This is a genomic window from Hyphococcus sp. (assembly GCF_965267305.1).
Classification (GTDB): Bacteria; Pseudomonadota; Alphaproteobacteria; order Caulobacterales; family Parvularculaceae; genus Hyphococcus.
The window spans coordinates 629,864-644,786 of the sequence record NZ_OZ253945.1; the positions used below are offsets into that span (position 1 = coordinate 629,864).

General features: G+C 57.6%; 10 protein-coding genes. 6 read left to right on the top strand and 4 right to left on the bottom strand.

The genetic code is table 11. The features are described from left to right. Positions 1–614: 614 nt before the first annotated feature. Entirely contained in the window at positions 615–2,507 is a 1,893-nt protein-coding gene (locus tag ACQY5P_RS02955) for an ATP-dependent nuclease (protein WP_428409358.1), read from the top strand. A 61-nt stretch (positions 2,508–2,568) separates the two neighbouring features. Here the strand turns inward: ACQY5P_RS02955 and lpdA are convergent, their stop codons facing one another. Then, the gene (gene lpdA, locus ACQY5P_RS02960; RefSeq protein ID WP_428410622.1) at positions 2,569–3,996 is read right to left on the bottom strand and encodes a dihydrolipoyl dehydrogenase; all 1,428 of its coding nucleotides are present in this window, start codon (positions 3,994–3,996) and stop codon (positions 2,569–2,571) included. A gap of 78 nt (positions 3,997–4,074) precedes the next feature. Between lpdA and ACQY5P_RS02965 the strand changes: the two genes are divergently transcribed. After that, positions 4,075–5,610 carry a hypothetical protein gene (locus tag ACQY5P_RS02965; RefSeq protein WP_428409359.1) on the top strand — a complete coding sequence of 512 codons (1,536 nt, stop codon included), beginning with the start codon at positions 4,075–4,077 and terminating at the stop codon, positions 5,608–5,610. Positions 5,611–5,643: 33 nt separating this feature from the next. Here ACQY5P_RS02965 and ACQY5P_RS02970 read toward each other — a convergent pair whose 3' ends face one another. Together ACQY5P_RS02970 and ACQY5P_RS02975 are read right to left on the bottom strand one after the other, a co-directional pair. Further along, positions 5,644–7,017: a hypothetical protein gene (locus ACQY5P_RS02970; protein ID WP_428409360.1), complete on the bottom strand. Its 1,374-nt coding sequence runs from the start codon at positions 7,015–7,017 to the stop codon at positions 5,644–5,646. A gap of 313 nt (positions 7,018–7,330) precedes the next feature. Beyond that, on the bottom strand, positions 7,331–8,470 hold the full coding sequence (locus tag ACQY5P_RS02975) for a DUF5700 domain-containing putative Zn-dependent protease (protein WP_428409361.1): 1,140 nt from the start codon (positions 8,468–8,470) through the stop codon (positions 7,331–7,333). Positions 8,471–8,609: 139 nt separating this feature from the next. Between ACQY5P_RS02975 and ACQY5P_RS02980 the strand changes: the two genes are divergently transcribed. The 3 genes from ACQY5P_RS02980 (at position 8,610) to ACQY5P_RS02990 (ending at position 10,919) form a co-directional block, all read left to right on the top strand. Then, positions 8,610–9,533 carry a haloalkane dehalogenase gene (locus ACQY5P_RS02980; RefSeq protein ID WP_428409362.1) on the top strand — a complete coding sequence of 308 codons (924 nt, stop codon included), beginning with the start codon at positions 8,610–8,612 and terminating at the stop codon, positions 9,531–9,533. 63 nt (positions 9,534–9,596) lie between these two features. Beyond that, positions 9,597–10,157 carry an RDD family protein gene (locus ACQY5P_RS02985; protein ID WP_428409363.1) on the top strand — a complete coding sequence of 187 codons (561 nt, stop codon included), beginning with the start codon at positions 9,597–9,599 and terminating at the stop codon, positions 10,155–10,157. Positions 10,158–10,427: 270 nt separating this feature from the next. Next, on the top strand, positions 10,428–10,919 hold the full coding sequence (locus ACQY5P_RS02990) for a nuclear transport factor 2 family protein (RefSeq protein ID WP_428409364.1): 492 nt from the start codon (positions 10,428–10,430) through the stop codon (positions 10,917–10,919). Between the two features lie 28 nt (positions 10,920–10,947). Here the strand turns inward: ACQY5P_RS02990 and ACQY5P_RS02995 are convergent, their stop codons facing one another. Continuing rightward, positions 10,948–13,092, bottom strand: coding sequence for a penicillin acylase family protein (locus ACQY5P_RS02995; protein WP_428409365.1), 2,145 nt, complete (start codon positions 13,090–13,092; stop codon positions 10,948–10,950). A gap of 186 nt (positions 13,093–13,278) precedes the next feature. Here ACQY5P_RS02995 and ACQY5P_RS03000 point away from each other — a divergent pair, with 186 nt between their 5' ends. After that, the gene (locus ACQY5P_RS03000; protein WP_428409366.1) at positions 13,279–14,814 is read left to right on the top strand and encodes an alkaline phosphatase; all 1,536 of its coding nucleotides are present in this window, start codon (positions 13,279–13,281) and stop codon (positions 14,812–14,814) included. The last annotated feature ends 109 nt before the right edge of the window (positions 14,815–14,923 follow it).

The following is a 14,923-nucleotide window of genomic DNA, read 5'->3' on the forward strand; positions in this document are numbered from 1 at the left end:
GTGAGCTTCGGAAGCGGTGGATAACTATTCACCGATGCTGGGAAATATTGAAGAATTCGCGCCTTTGGGGTGTTTTTCCCGTTTTTGGGGTGCGGGTTTTGGGCCGAAAAAAAACCTTCGCCCCCTTGGGGGAGAAGGTGGCCCGAAGGGCCGGATGAGGGGGGCTACTCAACAATTTAGAAGATTCCACCCTCACCCGTCCAACGGGGTTGGGGCCCCGTTGGACCCTCTCCCGCCAGCGGGAGAGGGGTAAGCTACTTGCTTCCCCCTCTCCGACCCCCCGCCCCCCGGGTCCGGCCAAAGGCCGGCCCGAGGACAAGCCCCACCCGGGGCCCAGTCCAGACAAAAAAGACGGGCTTCGCCCGGCATTATCACATGAGCTGGATCCCGGCTTTCGCCGGGATGATCGGTGGAAATAAGAACCGTAAGGTGCATTAAGACCGTAATGCTCCGTTCGGCGCTCGAATGGTGCATTGCGCCTCGCCTAATGCACCCTGCGCGCAAGTAAATGTTATAACAGTAACAGAACTTTTAAATCCTTTTACAGTAATATATTTATCTACTTCTTTAGTTAAAAACGTGACATCAATAATCCTTTTGCAGAGGCCACGATCATGAAAATCAAGCAGATCAAGCTTCAAAATTTTAGATGCTTTGAAAACGAAGTTATTCGTCTTGATAAATACACCGCTTTAATCGGCCCAAATAATGCCGGAAAGTCAGTTATATTGCAGGCTATAAACGCATTCTACGCGTATGTACCTAAAGCAATACAAATTACCGTTGACGACTTTCGGACAAATACAAATCAGCTACGAATAGAAATCACTTGGGATGACTTAAGCGAAGCAGCAACTGATGCCTTTTCGCATTATGTTAGACAAGGCGAACTGACGCTCTTTTTGAAGGCGCAAAAAGACGAAAATGGAAAAGTAAGCGCAACATTGCATGGAGCACGGCTAGGAATAGCCGAGTTCGCTCCTTTCTTTGCAGCTTCGACAGCTGGCGAAAAGAAAGAAGCATATGCCAATATCAGAAATCAATTTACAGACTTGCCTGATTTGCCACCTCGAAGTGCCGCAGCAGTATTTGAAGCCGCACTCAAGACCTATGAAACGGAAAACCCTGACAGATGTTCCCTCATCGATAGCGACGCAAATGCTTTCGGTGCAACGGGCCCATGCGCTCTTCTCAAGCAATTCGCTGAATGGGTCTACATTCCAGCCGTCAAAGACGCATCCGATGAGGCAGAAGAAGCTAAGAACACCGCGATGGGCGTCTTAGTAAATCGCATCATCCGCAACCGCGTAAATGTAGAAGACCGCATTGACGAAATAAAGACAATTGCACATGAGCAAATTACTGCACTATCAACTGCTTATAAAACCGAAGCGGCCACCCTAGAAAACGCGTTGAATGAGACCTTTCGTTCTTTGACCTCGGTAGATGCGACCGTTGGCTTAGATTGGACCGATATTGATGACAAGAGTGTCGCCATAAACCCGCCGCTGGTAAAGGCGATTTTTCGCGATGACACATATCAAGGCGATGTAGCTAGATTTGGGCACGGATTGCAAAGGAACTATCTACTTTCGCTAATCATGCTCAACGCCAAGCTCGTTGATCAAGAAGCGCCTTCCATTATTGTTGGAATAGAGGAGCCGGAACTTTTTCAACATCCCCCGCAAGCTAAGCATTTATATCTGGCTTTGTTAGAAATTGCTCGCGACGATCAAGTTTTGGTCACAACACATAGTGCTTATTTCATATCGGCGGAGAATTTTGAGCTCGTTAGAGCAGTCAAAAAACACGAAAAATCACCCTCCAAGGTGACGTTTTGGACGGCTGATGAACACCGTGCACTTATTGCAGCAGCCAAAGGTGAGCAGCCTATTGCCGCACAAGCAGCGCTTGCGGCATTAGAAGCTTTCATCGCGCCGGAAGTTTCTGAGGCATTTTTTTGCAATAAACTCGTATTAGTTGAAGGAATTGAAGATAGGGCCTTAGTATCAGAAGTTTTAAAAGCTCACGACTTGCACAATGAGTTCATACGCAAGGGCGGACACATTGTACCGGTTGGAGGAAAGGGAGGGTTAGTCAACATTATTGCCATAGCACGAGGACTCGAAATTCCATATTTCGCGATGTTAGATGGCGATACAAACTGCGAAGAAAAAGCAAAAAAGAATAACCGGGAGCTTAATGAGACAATATGCAATCTCTTGGGAATTGACGCAAAGCTTGCGTGGCCGGACTCTAATATCTTTGAGCGAAATGCGATAATATGGAAAACGGATTTCCAAGCATGCCTCGCAGAAGAATATCCTGAATGGTTTAATACGGTAAAAGCTGTAGTAGCTGAGACTGGCTGGACCTACGACAGACTTAAAAAAAATCCTGCGGTGCTGTCTGCAGCATTTAAACGAACCGTTTTAAGCGGCAATACTCCTGATAGTGCAAAAAAACTTGCGGCTGCGCTGGCCGAATTTATATCCAAAAAAGTCTGAACCATCCAAAACCCAAACGATGGCTATGCACGCGATAATGGTCCTTGCGTTTAAAAACGCACTAAACATGCACCACCCGACCATACGCATCCAGCGTCGCCTCATGCATCATCTCGCTCAGCGTCGGATGGGGGAAGATCGCGTGCATGAGGTCTTCTTCGGTGCCCTCCATGGACCGGGCGAGGCCGAAGCCCTGGATCAGCTCGGTGACCTCCGCCCCAATCATATGGGCGCCCAGCAATTCGCCGGTCTTTTCGTCGAAGACGGTCTTCACCATGCCCTCGGGCTCGCCCAGCGCGATCGCCTTGCCGTTGCCCACAAAGGGGAAGCGCCCGACCTTGACCTTGTAGCCCTGCTCCTTCGCCTTCGCCTCGGTGAGGCCGACGGATGCCACCTGCGGGTTTGAATAGGTGCAGCCCGGAATGTGGGTGACGTTCATGGGGTGGAGGCCTTTGACCCCCGCGATTTTCTCAACGCAGAGAACGCCCTCATGGCTCGCCTTGTGCGCAAGCCAGGGCGCGCCCACGAGATCGCCGATGGCGTAGAGGCCCTTGACCCCCGTCTCCAGCCATTCATTGACCGTCACATGGCCGCGGTCGATTTTGACGCCGAGAGTTTCGAGGCCGAGATTCTCCGTGTTCCCCGTAATCCCGATGGCGAGGATGACGCGGTCGGCCTCCACGGTTTCTGTTTTGCCGTCTTTCGTTTTGATGGTGGCTTTCACCGTTTCCGAACCCTTGTCGAGTTTCTCGACCGTCGCGGAGGTGAGGATTTTCATCCCCTGTTTCTTGAACTGTTTCTCCGCGAATTTGGAAATCTCCGCGTCTTCGGCGGGCAGGATGCGGTCGACCATTTCGACGACCGTCGTTTCCGCGCCGAGCGCGTTATAGAAACTCGCAAACTCGATCCCGATGGCGCCGGAGCCGATGACGAGGAGTTTTTTCGGCATCACGTCGGGGACCATGGCTTCCTTCGCGGTCCAGATGAATTTCCCGTCGGGCTCGAGCCCTGCGGCGGGGATGGTGCGCGCCCGCGCCCCGGTGGCGAGGATCACATGCTTAGCCTTGATCGTCTCTTCGCCGTTGTCGGTCTTCACTTTGACGACCGGGGCGCCAGATTCTGTTTTTGGGCCCTTCTCCAGCCGCGCGGTACCCTTCACCACCTCGATCTTGTTCTTCTTCATCAGGCCGGTGACGCCCTTTTCCATGCGGCCCGACACGGCGCGCGAGCGCTTGACGACCGCATCGAGATCGAAGCCGATCCCCTCGGCTTTGAGGCCGAAATCGGCGGCGTGCTTCATATTGCTGTAGACTTCCGCCGTGCGGAGAAGCGCTTTCGTCGGGATACAGCCCCAATTGAGGCAGACCCCGCCCAGCGCGTCGCGCTCCACGATGATGGTTTTGAGCCCCAACTGGCTCGCGCGGATCGCCGCCACATAGCCGCCCGGTCCCGAACCGATCACCACGAGGTCGCTGGTCTTCTCCGCCATCATATCTCTCCTTACGGTCACTTTGCCTTCGCCGCGGGCGGGGTTAGGCTCCGCTCACAGACAAGGGGGAGCCTTATCATGACCTTTACCGGATTGCGCAAGCTTGCGGGCGTTCTCGCCCTGTTCCTATTGGCGACGCCTGCAGAAGCGCAGCTTGGCGACATCGTCAACCGCGCCAAGCGCGAGGTGGAGCGCGAAGCCCGCGACGCGGCGGAAACCGCGGTGGCGAAGGCGCTCTTCCCGCTGGAGGAAGACGGCGCGGAGCTGCGCCGCCAGTCGCCGCAGCTCGACGATTTCGAGCCTGCCGCCTTCGCCGATATGGAGACCCTCGCCCGCACCGCCACCGGCGGCTTCAGGCTGAAGCCTGGCGCGTGGGAATTCAAATCGCAAAGCTATTGCCTGAAGCCCGGCACGTTCGAGCGCGCCGGCGGGTCCGGCTACCGCTCCGGCGCGCTGACGGGGAAACTCGCGGGGCCGATCCGCTCGATCCTCGCCAATTCCTATGCGCATCCGGGCGTCCCTTACGAAGACATCCAGCGCCTCCTCTGGAGCATGCTTGCCGGCGTCGAGATTTCGAACATGGCGCCTGAAGCGAGAGAGGCTGCGCGCGTCCTGTTGTCCGACGCCGACTATCGCGCGCTCGATGGCGGCGCGCTCGGCTGGGTTCCGCCGGAGCTGTCCTCCCGCGCCCGCCGGGAATTGCCGCGCGCGGCCCGCGACGCCCTCGACGCAACCGAGCGCCTGCGCCGCGCCGCCTCGCGCCCCGATGCGAGCTTCGGCGAACTCGAAGCGATCGCCGTGCGCTCGGGCGAGCCGCCGAAGACCAAGGACGACATCCCGGCCGCGCGCTGGTCGTGGCATCCGGACGGCTATTTCATCCGTTACTTTTCCAACCGCTACCGCGAGACGACAGTGCAGATTCTCGTCGGCGAGGATTTCACCATGGCCCGCGACGAACTTGGCCGGATCACCGAACTGCGTTTCGCCGACGGAACCTATGTGCGCTCGAGCTACCGCACGGATGTGGGCCCGCACCGCCTCAAGAAATTCGACGACATCGCGGCCTATGCGTTTGAGATTGTGGAGTTCGGCTCGCCCGATCCGGCGACCGGCGCCATGCGCACCCATCAGTACGTCAACAAAGGCTTTACCTGGGTCACCGACCGCGCGCCGAAAGGCGCCGCCCTGCCGCAACTTAAACGCTACGCATCGCTCGACGATGGGATCCGCAGCGACGCCGCGCCCTATATCGTGCTGGCGCAAGGCGGCTTCGACTGGGAACGCGCGCGAGACCAGGCCGAACGCGCGCGGGAATATCGCGACCGCGTCCGCGACGGAACCCGTCCGGTGTCGGATGACGATCTCGACGCCATCATGGATCAGGAGCATTACCGCGACGGGCTCGGCACTTTGCGCGACGGCGAAGGCGAACGCCTCGACTGGATCGGCCAGACCCATGAGCGTTTCGCAAGGGCCCTCGCCCGCGCCACGGAAATCATCGACTCCATGGGCGAAGACGACAGCGATCCGACCTATGAACCCGCTTTCGAGACCGGCTTCCCGCCGGGCGGCGGCTATGTTCAAAGACGCGGGACGTCAGGACGAGGTTTTTAAAGCTTGGTTTAAAACCCTGCGCGTCGGCTGTGTCTAGCCATCAGGCTGAGGCGCGCTCAAACGCGCCTTGCCTTCCAACATCATATCCAAATCCACGACGGCGCCATCGTCAGCGCCCTCTACCGCAGGACCGTCCATTCGCATGACCGGTCCTTGAAAAATTTGCACATCACCGCCGTCAAGAATTTGCGAAATTGCTCCAATGTTTTCAGCGGAAATAGTCTCACCGCTCTCGGCAAGGGCCTGTACTAGAATGCGCGCCATAGTGCGGCGCTCTCGCAATCCCGCTACATATTCTTCCATAACATCCTCACACACCTCCGCCATTATGGATCGCTCTTTATAATTCCGTGTCGTAATTTCCGTAGTCGTAGACTCTTGCCTTTCAGCTTGGGTCCGTCGTGTGTTCGCAGATGTTAATGCCGAACTTGTCGTTACGCTGTTCGTTTCGGATGGAATTTCGTACTCATCCATCAAAGCGCTTGTGGGTATTCCGACCGGCGTTTGTTTACGCAAATAACTAAGGCAAATCGTCGGCCCAAAATCATTGTCATCGATCAATTGAACTACTTTCGTCATTTGTTTGGCGATAGCTTCTTTTTGTGTCGCGCAAGCGCTATCGCACTGAGGGCGCTCTGCCTGAACTATTTCTTGAACGATGGAGCTCGCAGCCGCTCCCGTTACGCCTCCTTTTTCAATCGCCGCCGCCAACGCAGCCACAACTTTCTTTTTCGCTTCAATCTTCGCTGAGAGATCGCGGCCTTCAGTTTGCAGAGCCGTTAGCTCACTCTCAAGAGACTTTAATTTCGCCTTCGCTTCATTCACCGCCGCCGTCTGCTCAGGGGTTGGGTTAGCAGGAAGCGTTTGCTCCGCTACAGGCTTTGTTTTTTCAATCTCGCTTTCCTTGGTTTTGATTTTATCTTTGTTCCCCTTTAGGGATTCTTCCAATTCGGCTTGCGCCACCATCTCGTCGGTCATCTGTTTTGAAAGCATCATAACGCCCGATGCCGACGACGCGGTTGCGGAACCGCCGATTACGACTGCAGGCGGGCGCGACGCCGCTTTCATTTCTTCAATGGCTATTAGCCCTATCAGCGCTGTCTGATTGTGACGCTGGCCAATCATGAAATCGATTTCATCAATTGCGCCAATAGCAAAACCTTCGCAGAGCCTAAAATAGTTGTCGCGCAGGGCCTGAAGCGCCGTTGTCCTTTCCAGCAAGGACGCGCCTGTTTCAACCGTAGCGAAGGAACCCGACCCGCCCACATCTCCCTTCGAAAACGCCGCCTCACCGCTTGCTGCATAGACGGAAAAAACGTCTGGACTCGGCTCGGCGCACGAAATCGTTTGTGTAGGGATGACCTCGCCCCTACTGTTGAATTTCACCAGACCAGGATAGGTCAGCACAAATCGTTGCTTGGCATCCACTATATGACTTGAGCCATGCTGAAGTGTGGGGGAGCGATAGAGTGAGTTTATGTTCCCCAGCGTGCAGCCGGATGACAGCATGCACAAAAACAGAATCCCAAAGCCCCTCATACCCAATTCCCCCCGGATTATTTATTTCGTTATCGTAATGAATAATCGCGTGAAGGGCAAATAATCGGCGCCTATACTTTATGTTATGTTATATCTTTAATTAATGCCTTGATTTCATAACGAAATTCATCGCCGACCGGATCGCCAGGTCTTTTGTTCAAGAAGCGACGTCTTCGAAAACTCAATCTTGCTGCGGACGAATGCAGGCTTCGTAACGCTGATCTTTTCCGCGCTTTTTGCTGAGCCGGTCCGCCGCTTTCTCCATGGCGGCGGAGAGCGGCGGCGCATCGTCACGCTCCGCTTCTTTCGCTGCCGCCTGATAGGCGCGCACATATTGTTCCGGCGGCAGCGCCAGAATGCAGACCAGCGCTTCGCGGCTGTAGGTTTCTTCGATCACGCGCCCCATAAACGCGCCCACATAATAGAAAACCTGCCCCCCGCCGCCGGTGAAGCCGGTTTCGTAAATATCGCGGATCCGCCGTTGAACATCGCCGCCCGCCGCAAGGATATCCCCCGCATAGCCGAAGTTTCGGATATGCAGCGGCAGGTTGCGATAGGCGCCGCGCGCCATGTCTTTCATGAAGTCGGTGAGACGGCCCGAGCCCGTCAGGGCGCGGCTGTCCGCGGCGAGCTCCGCCGTTCCTTCGAGGAGCAGATTCATGAACAGATAATCGAAGGCGTCATCCACCGTCTTCACGCGGTTGATGTCTTCGTCGAAGGGATGAAAGAAAGCGTATTGAATGGCGTGATAGGTTTCATGCGCCGAGAGCAGTTTCGCGGTCTCGTATTCTTCTTCGTAGGAATCGCGCAGGCAATTGAGCGCAAGGTAGAACCGGCCGTCCATGGAAAAACCGCCGCAATTATTGCCGACGACGGAGACGACCAGCGCGCCTTCGTAATCGAGATCGTCCGGCGCATAGGGCGCCAGGGTTTCGGCGACATAGGATTCGATCTCCGCCGACCGCTCCTTGAAAAAGGCTACTTCCTCGCGGAATTTCTCCTTTTCCTCCACCAGCGGACCGAAGAGATAAACATCCTTTTCCGGAACCCGGCAGGCGGCGGCGGCCTTCAGCCCCTCCACAAACGCGTCCATATCGCGGGTCGCGCTGAGACCTGTGTGATGCTTCACCTGGGACTGTACCACAGGGAGCGAGCGCACATAGGCTTCGTCCAGAGGCTCGCCCGAACACACGGCGTCGAGCAGATAATCCGCAAGGCTCGAATCTACGCCGATCCGGATGGATTGCGCCTGCGCCATGCCCGCCGGCGCCAACGTCAGGCCGACAAGCAACGCAGCGAATGTCGCAAATCTTCCAAACAACTGCGTTTGTGTTTTGAATGCTGAATTCCACTCGCGTAGCATCGTCCCGGCCCCTCTCAGAATCGCCGATATCATGACAGGGCGCTGCCGCGTCATCAATGCAGCCCGCCGCATGAAAGCAACCTTCCGGAGAAACGCCATGACCGAGATAAAAGCCCTCAGAACCCCTGACGAGCGTTTCGCCAACCTGCCCGATTGGCCGTTCACGCCGCGCTATATCGAGGACCTTCCGGGCTATGAAGGGCTTCGGATGCATTATGTGGATCACGGCCAGCATGAAGGGCCGACCTTCCTGTGCATTCACGGCGAGCCGTCATGGGCCTATCTTTTTCGCAAGATGGCGCCGGTCTTCGTCGAGGCGGGCTATCGTTTCGTCGCGGTCGACATGTTCGGCTTCGGGCGCTCCGACAAGCCGGTCGACGACGAGGTCTACACCTATCATTTTCACCGCAATGCGCTGCTCGCCTTTGTCGAATATCTGAACCTGCGCGACATTTGCCTTGTGGTGCAGGACTGGGGCGGCGTCCTCGGCCTGACCCTGCCCATGGCGGCGCCGGCGCGCTATACGCGGCTCATCGTCATGAACACCGGCCTTCCCGGCGGCGAGGAAGCGCCGGAAGGCTTCGCCGCGTGGCGCGCTTTTAACCGCTCGCAACCCGATCTCGATGTCGCTGCGCTAATGAAACGCGCGACGCCGATCCTCACCGACGCGGAAGCCGCCGCCTATGGCGCGCCCTTCCCCGACAAATCCTACAAGGGCGGCGTGCGGCGCTTTCCCGAACTCGTAATGATGAAGGAACAGGGCAAGGAACTGACGCCAGCATCGAAAGAAGGCGTCGAGACGTCGCTCGCCGCCCGCAAATTCTGGTCGGAGGATTGGACCGGCGAGAGCTTCATGGCCGTCGGCATGGCCGATCCGGTGCTGGGGCCCCCGGCGATGAAGGCGCTCCGAAAAATCATCCGCAACTGCCCCGAGCCCATGGAGATCGACGAGGCGGGCCACTTCGTGCAGGAATGGGGCGAGCCGATCGCGAAGGCGGCGTTGAAGCGGTTTGGGCTCTAGCGCGCTTTAAGCTTTGATGTGCAATGGTCTTGTGTTCTACTTGAGTCATCAAGTGGAGTGAAAATGAACATCGACATACAATCTACACGGGATAAGCATTATGTGCATCCCTGGCGGCGGTATTTCGCAAAAACTATCGACATTTCGATTTTCGCCGTCGCCCTCGCCTTTATCGGAGGCATCGTGCTCGCGATTGTAAATCCAGCTTGGCTGCCGACCACCATCATCTCAAGCATCATCTTCACCGCAGTTATTTTATTCGCATCTTTGATACTCGAAGGCGTCATCATTTCGATTTTTCGAACTACTTTCGGCAAAGCGCTTTTCAGGACCGGCGTCGTCAACAAAGACGGCGGGCGCCTCGCGATGGGAAGATCCGTCGGACGGTCTTTATTTTGCGGCGTCGCTGGGCTCGGCGCCGGCATACCTCTTGTCTCGCTCATGACGCATATTCTGGCGTACACTGCTCTTGAGTCAGACGGCGTGACAATTTGGGACAAGCATATGGACGCCTATATCGTTCATGAAAAGATGACGCGACTCAACTGGGTTTTCGGCATGCTTATTTTCGTCCTGGCATTTCTTGGCAGCCTTGCCCTCAATTTTGCTGGAATGGCTAACTAAAAAATTTCCATCGCTGAGCTGTTTACGGCCTTCTTCGGAAAGGCGCCGCAACACCTCCATGAGGAAGACTCACATTCCTCTGCAGCAGAAATCGGCGCCCGATGGTTATTGAAAGACAAGCCGATTGCGAAAGCGGCGCTGAAACGGTTTGGGCTCTGAGCTTTCACTTCGTCGCCGTCATAGAACCGTTCGCCGCATTTACGATTTTGTGATTTTGCGAAGGCTCTTGCTTGTTGGTTAAGTCTTGCGGACAGCTAAAGAGGGGTCTCCATGAAAAAATTCATCATCGCCTGCGCCGGCCTGTTTCTAATTGCCGCCCACGCCCATGCGGAGGAACTGAACTCGGCTGACGCCGTTTCACTCGCCGAAGACTATCTCGCCGCCTATTCGACCTTCGACGTCGAAAAAATGGCGCCGTTTCTTAGCGACGACATGGTGTTCGCCGATCCGACATCAACCGAAGAAAGCGCCGATGGCGGCGCCTTCATGTTCAATGGAAAAGAGGCGGTGCTGAAAGGGCTCGGCGACTACGCTGCGCAATACCAGTCGTTCAGTGTCAACTACGATGTCGAACGCCAATATGAAAGCAATGGCGTCGTCGTCTTTGTGGCGCAACTGACATACAATCTGGTTACGAAAGACGACAAAACCTTCACCGGCGCCGCGCCCATCGTCACGGCGGTCACCGTGAAAGACGGCAAGGTCGTGAAACATCTCGATCTTTACGACTATGCCGGGAATGCGGAGACTTTCACGGATTAAGCGCCGGGTTGGCGGCGCTTCTCTCCACTCATTCCCCGCCCACCGTGTAATCGCGCGTCGCTTCAGCGATCAGCGCCTGCAATTCCATGGGCGGCGATTTCCATTCCTCAGCCGCGAAGACCGGCGCCTGGTCGTCATAGTGAGGGGACGCAGGGTCCGAGGTCGCCGCGCCATACTGGTGGATGGTCTTGATCTCCACATCGCGCGCGCCGGACCAGTCCGCATAAAGAATATAAGTGTCGCCGCCGACGGATTTTAAGGCGCCCTCGCCGTCTTCCTGCGGATAAACCGCGCGCAGCGTGTCCGGTCCGCCATTCAGCGGCACGGAAAATTCGCCGCGTTTGAGGCGCACCGCCTCGCCCCATTCGGGATCGATGCGCCCGAACTTCTCTTTCAGTTCCGCCGAGACCTCGCGCAGCGCCGCTTCATAATCCGGCGTCTCGGCGCCCTCGTCATTGAGCAAATAGCCGCGCGCCCGCTGCGCCGTCAGAATGGCGAGCGCCGCCGAGCGGTTCTCCATCGCAACCGCGCCGTCCCACGCCGCCAGCACTGCGGCTTCTTCCTGCAAATCTTCGGCGCCCGTTTGCGCGAGTTCCTTCACAAGCTCCATGACGCGCGAGTTGTCCGCGTAAACATTGTCGAGCTTGTAGGAAACGAACTCCTCGCCGGTGATGGAGGCGTCGCCGCCATAGAGCGCCTGAATCCGTAAGCCGCGATTGGTCGTGCGCGTGTCGACGCCGTAATGCGGCGGAAACTTCTCCGGGTCGGGATTGTCCGCCGGACCCGACGATTGAAACGGCGTATGATTGGCGTTCACCACATAGCCCGATCGGGGCATCACCACCTGCGGCGCGTCGTTGAGGCTTCGCGTTCCCTGCCAGAGAAGCCCGGGATCGGACCCGTCCTGCGCTTTCGACCAATCGGGCCCCGCCGCGCGCACCGGGATCGCGGCGTTATAGTAATAGGCTATAACGCCGTCGCCGTCTGCGTAAACCGCGTTGAGGCTTGGCAGCGCCAGCATCTCCATCGCCGCGCGCCATTCTGCGTAATCGGTCGCACGGTTCATGCGGTAATATTGTTCGAGGGCGCGGATATCGCCCTGCCCCGCATAAGACACGGCGAACCATCCGTTATCGGTTTCGAAAACCGGTCCGTGGACGGAGTAAAGAGCGCGCCGCGTCACCGGCAGACTGAACGGCCCCCAAAGATGAACGCGGAACTTGATTTTCTTCACGTCGAAATCACGCCAGCCGCCGTCGAAACGGTATTTTTCCGGTTTCTTTTGATTGTCGACTTCAAGCGTATAGACATCGACGAGGTCGGGCTTGTTCACGGTGAAGGCCCAACCGAGATCGGGGCCCGCGCCGTGCAGGATCAGCGGCGCGCCGGGGAAGATGCCGCCGATCATGTCCCAGCCCTCTTCGGATTTCACCCGCGCTTCGTACCAGGCGACGGGCCCCTCATAGGGCTGGTGGGAATTGACCATCAGCCGCGTGTGGCCGTCTGCGGAACGCGACGGCGCGACCGCCATGGCGTTGGAGCCAAGTTCGAATTCCTTCGGAACTTTCAGAAACGCTTCACGCGCCGTGTCAGCGCGTTTTTCGACTTTCACGTCGCCCTCGAAGACCGCTTTCAACTGCTCGTCGAGCCCGTAAAAGAAGGGCTGGCGCGAGGCGAAACCGGCCACAACGTCTTGCGCCGTCACCGGCAGGGCGTCGCGTTCGCAGCGCGCCGGCTCCTCGGCGCAATAGAAGTTAATCCCGGCGGCGTAACCTTCGGCCAGCGCGCGGGTTTTCGACAGGAGATCGGTTTCGTATTTCTCCGCGATGGCGTCCGCCGAGCCCATGGCGCGAATGAGATAGTCCGTGACCGCAGCATCCCTGCCGTCCCGTTGCGCCAGCACGCCGCGGGAAAAAAGAACGACTTCTTCGATCGTCGCCCAGTCGTCTTCGGCATGGGCGTAGGCGAGACCGAAACCGACATCGGCGTCGCGGGCGCCGTAAATATGCGGCACGCCGTAAGCATCGCGGAGGATGCGCGCCTTATAGGCGCGCGCCTTTTCCATCGCCGCATCGCGGTCAAACGGCGCCGGGCCCGGGGTTTTGAGATAAAACGCCGCGCCGGCCACAAGAATGAGCAGAAAAAGCGCGCCAAAACGCAGGATTTTCAACATGATGCGCGATCCCTTCCCGGCATGACCCGATAGGCGTTGCGGCGATATTGCCATGGTTTTCCGGCTCGGAACTACCCTATAAGGCAGCAGGAGGCGCTCACTGAGCGCGGGGAATGGCTGCATGACATAAATCTGTCGCGCGAATGGTGCAGGCAGGGCCGGACATTCAAAATAGGGCAAGACATCATGAGAATTTTCGCTTCGCTGCTGATGAGCGCCAGCCTCGCCGCTTGCGCGAGCACTCCGATTGCAACCAATGCGGCGCCCGCCGCCGTGACCGGCGACGCCTGGTTCGACGGCGCGCAATCGACGCTCGCCCAGCGCAAGACGGTCACGCACGTCAAGACCAAAGCGAAAAACGTCATCCTTTTCATCGCCGACGGCATGGACCCGACGACGGTCGCCGCCGCGCGGATTTACGACGGACAGAGCCGCGGCGAGGAAGGCGAGGAAAACCTTCTCTCCTTCGAACGCTTCCCGCATCTCGCCATGTCGAAGACCTATAATACCGACAGTCAGGTTCCCGATTCCGCCGGCACCATGACCGCAATGGCCACCGGCTACAAAACCCGGATGGGCATGATTTCCGTCAAAAAGGAATCGCCCGTCGGCGATTGCGAGGCGAGCCTTTCCGCCCATGCGCCGACCTTTGTCGAGATCGCGGAACAGGCGGGGCTTTCAACCGGCGTCATCTCGACGGCGCGCCTGACCCATGCAACGCCAGCGGCCACCTACGCCCATGTGCCCGAGCGCGACTGGGAAAGCGACGCCGCGCTCCCCGAAGGCGCCTATGAAGCGGGCTGCCGCGATATCGCCAGCCAGCTGATCGACTTTCCCTATGGCGACGGCGTCGACTTCGCCATGGGCGGCGGACGCGCCAACTTCCTTCCTGAAGACGCCCAAGACCCCGAGGATCAGGAGCGCAAGGGCTGGCGCAAGGATGGGCGGAACCTGACCGCGGAATGGGTCGCGAAGTCGGACAAGCACGCCTTTGTCTGGAACAAGGCACAGTTCGACGCCATCGATCCGGCGGCGGACCCGCGCGTTCTCGGTCTCTTCGAAGGCTCGCATCTGGAATACGAAGCCGACCGCGAGAACGACAAGGCGGGCGAGCCGTCTCTCGAAGAGATGACGCGCAAGGCCGTCGAAATCTTGTCCCGCAATGACAAGGGGTTTGTGCTAATGGTCGAGGCCGGCCGCGTCGACCACGCCCATCATGGCGGCAACGCCGCGCGCGCGCTGATGGATGCGCAAGAATATGCGCAAGCTGTCGCCGCGGCCTATGAAATGACGGACCCGAAAGACACGTTGATCATCGTCACCGCCGATCACGGCCACACGCTAACCTTTGCGGGTTATCCGGCGAAGGGCAACGACATTCTCGGCCTCGTTCGTTATGTAAATACTGAAGGTGAGAACACGCTTCTTCCTGCAGAAGACGGCAAGCCCTATACGACGCTTGGCTACGCCAACGGCCCCGGCGCCGTCTTCAAAAAAGGCGTTGACCTGCTGGAACGGCCCATCGGCACAGAGGAAGAAGTGAAAGGCGTCAATTACCAGCAGCCTTCGCTGGTGCCGCTGGGCTCGGAAACCCATGGCGGCCAGGACGTCACGATCTACGCCTCAGGCCCCGGCGCCTATCTGTTCTCCGGCACGGTGGAACAGAACTACATCTTCCATGTGATGATGGACGCGCTGCGGCTTTCTCCGCAGACGGAATAACCAAAATCTTTCTTCCCCCGTTTACGGGGGAAGTACCCCGAAGCCGGGGATGGGGGCTAAGACCCCCTCCGTCTCGGCCTGACGGCCTCGACACCTCCCCCGCAGGCGG

Excerpts from the sequence above, each read along its gene's own strand:
- ACQY5P_RS02955 (WP_428409358.1), top strand. The coding sequence starts at position 615 with ATGAAAATCAAGCAGATCAAGCTTCAAAATTTTAGATGCTTTGAAAAC.
- lpdA (WP_428410622.1), bottom strand. The coding sequence starts at position 3,996 with ATGGCGGAGAAGACCAGCGACCTCGTGGTGATCGGTTCGGGACCGGGC.
- ACQY5P_RS02965 (WP_428409359.1), top strand. The coding sequence starts at position 4,075 with ATGACCTTTACCGGATTGCGCAAGCTTGCGGGCGTTCTCGCCCTGTTC.
- ACQY5P_RS02980 (WP_428409362.1), top strand. The coding sequence starts at position 8,610 with ATGACCGAGATAAAAGCCCTCAGAACCCCTGACGAGCGTTTCGCCAAC.
- ACQY5P_RS02985 (WP_428409363.1), top strand. The coding sequence starts at position 9,597 with ATGAACATCGACATACAATCTACACGGGATAAGCATTATGTGCATCCC.
- ACQY5P_RS02990 (WP_428409364.1), top strand. The coding sequence starts at position 10,428 with ATGAAAAAATTCATCATCGCCTGCGCCGGCCTGTTTCTAATTGCCGCC.
- ACQY5P_RS02995 (WP_428409365.1), bottom strand. The coding sequence starts at position 13,092 with ATGTTGAAAATCCTGCGTTTTGGCGCGCTTTTTCTGCTCATTCTTGTG.
- ACQY5P_RS03000 (WP_428409366.1), top strand. The coding sequence starts at position 13,279 with ATGAGAATTTTCGCTTCGCTGCTGATGAGCGCCAGCCTCGCCGCTTGC.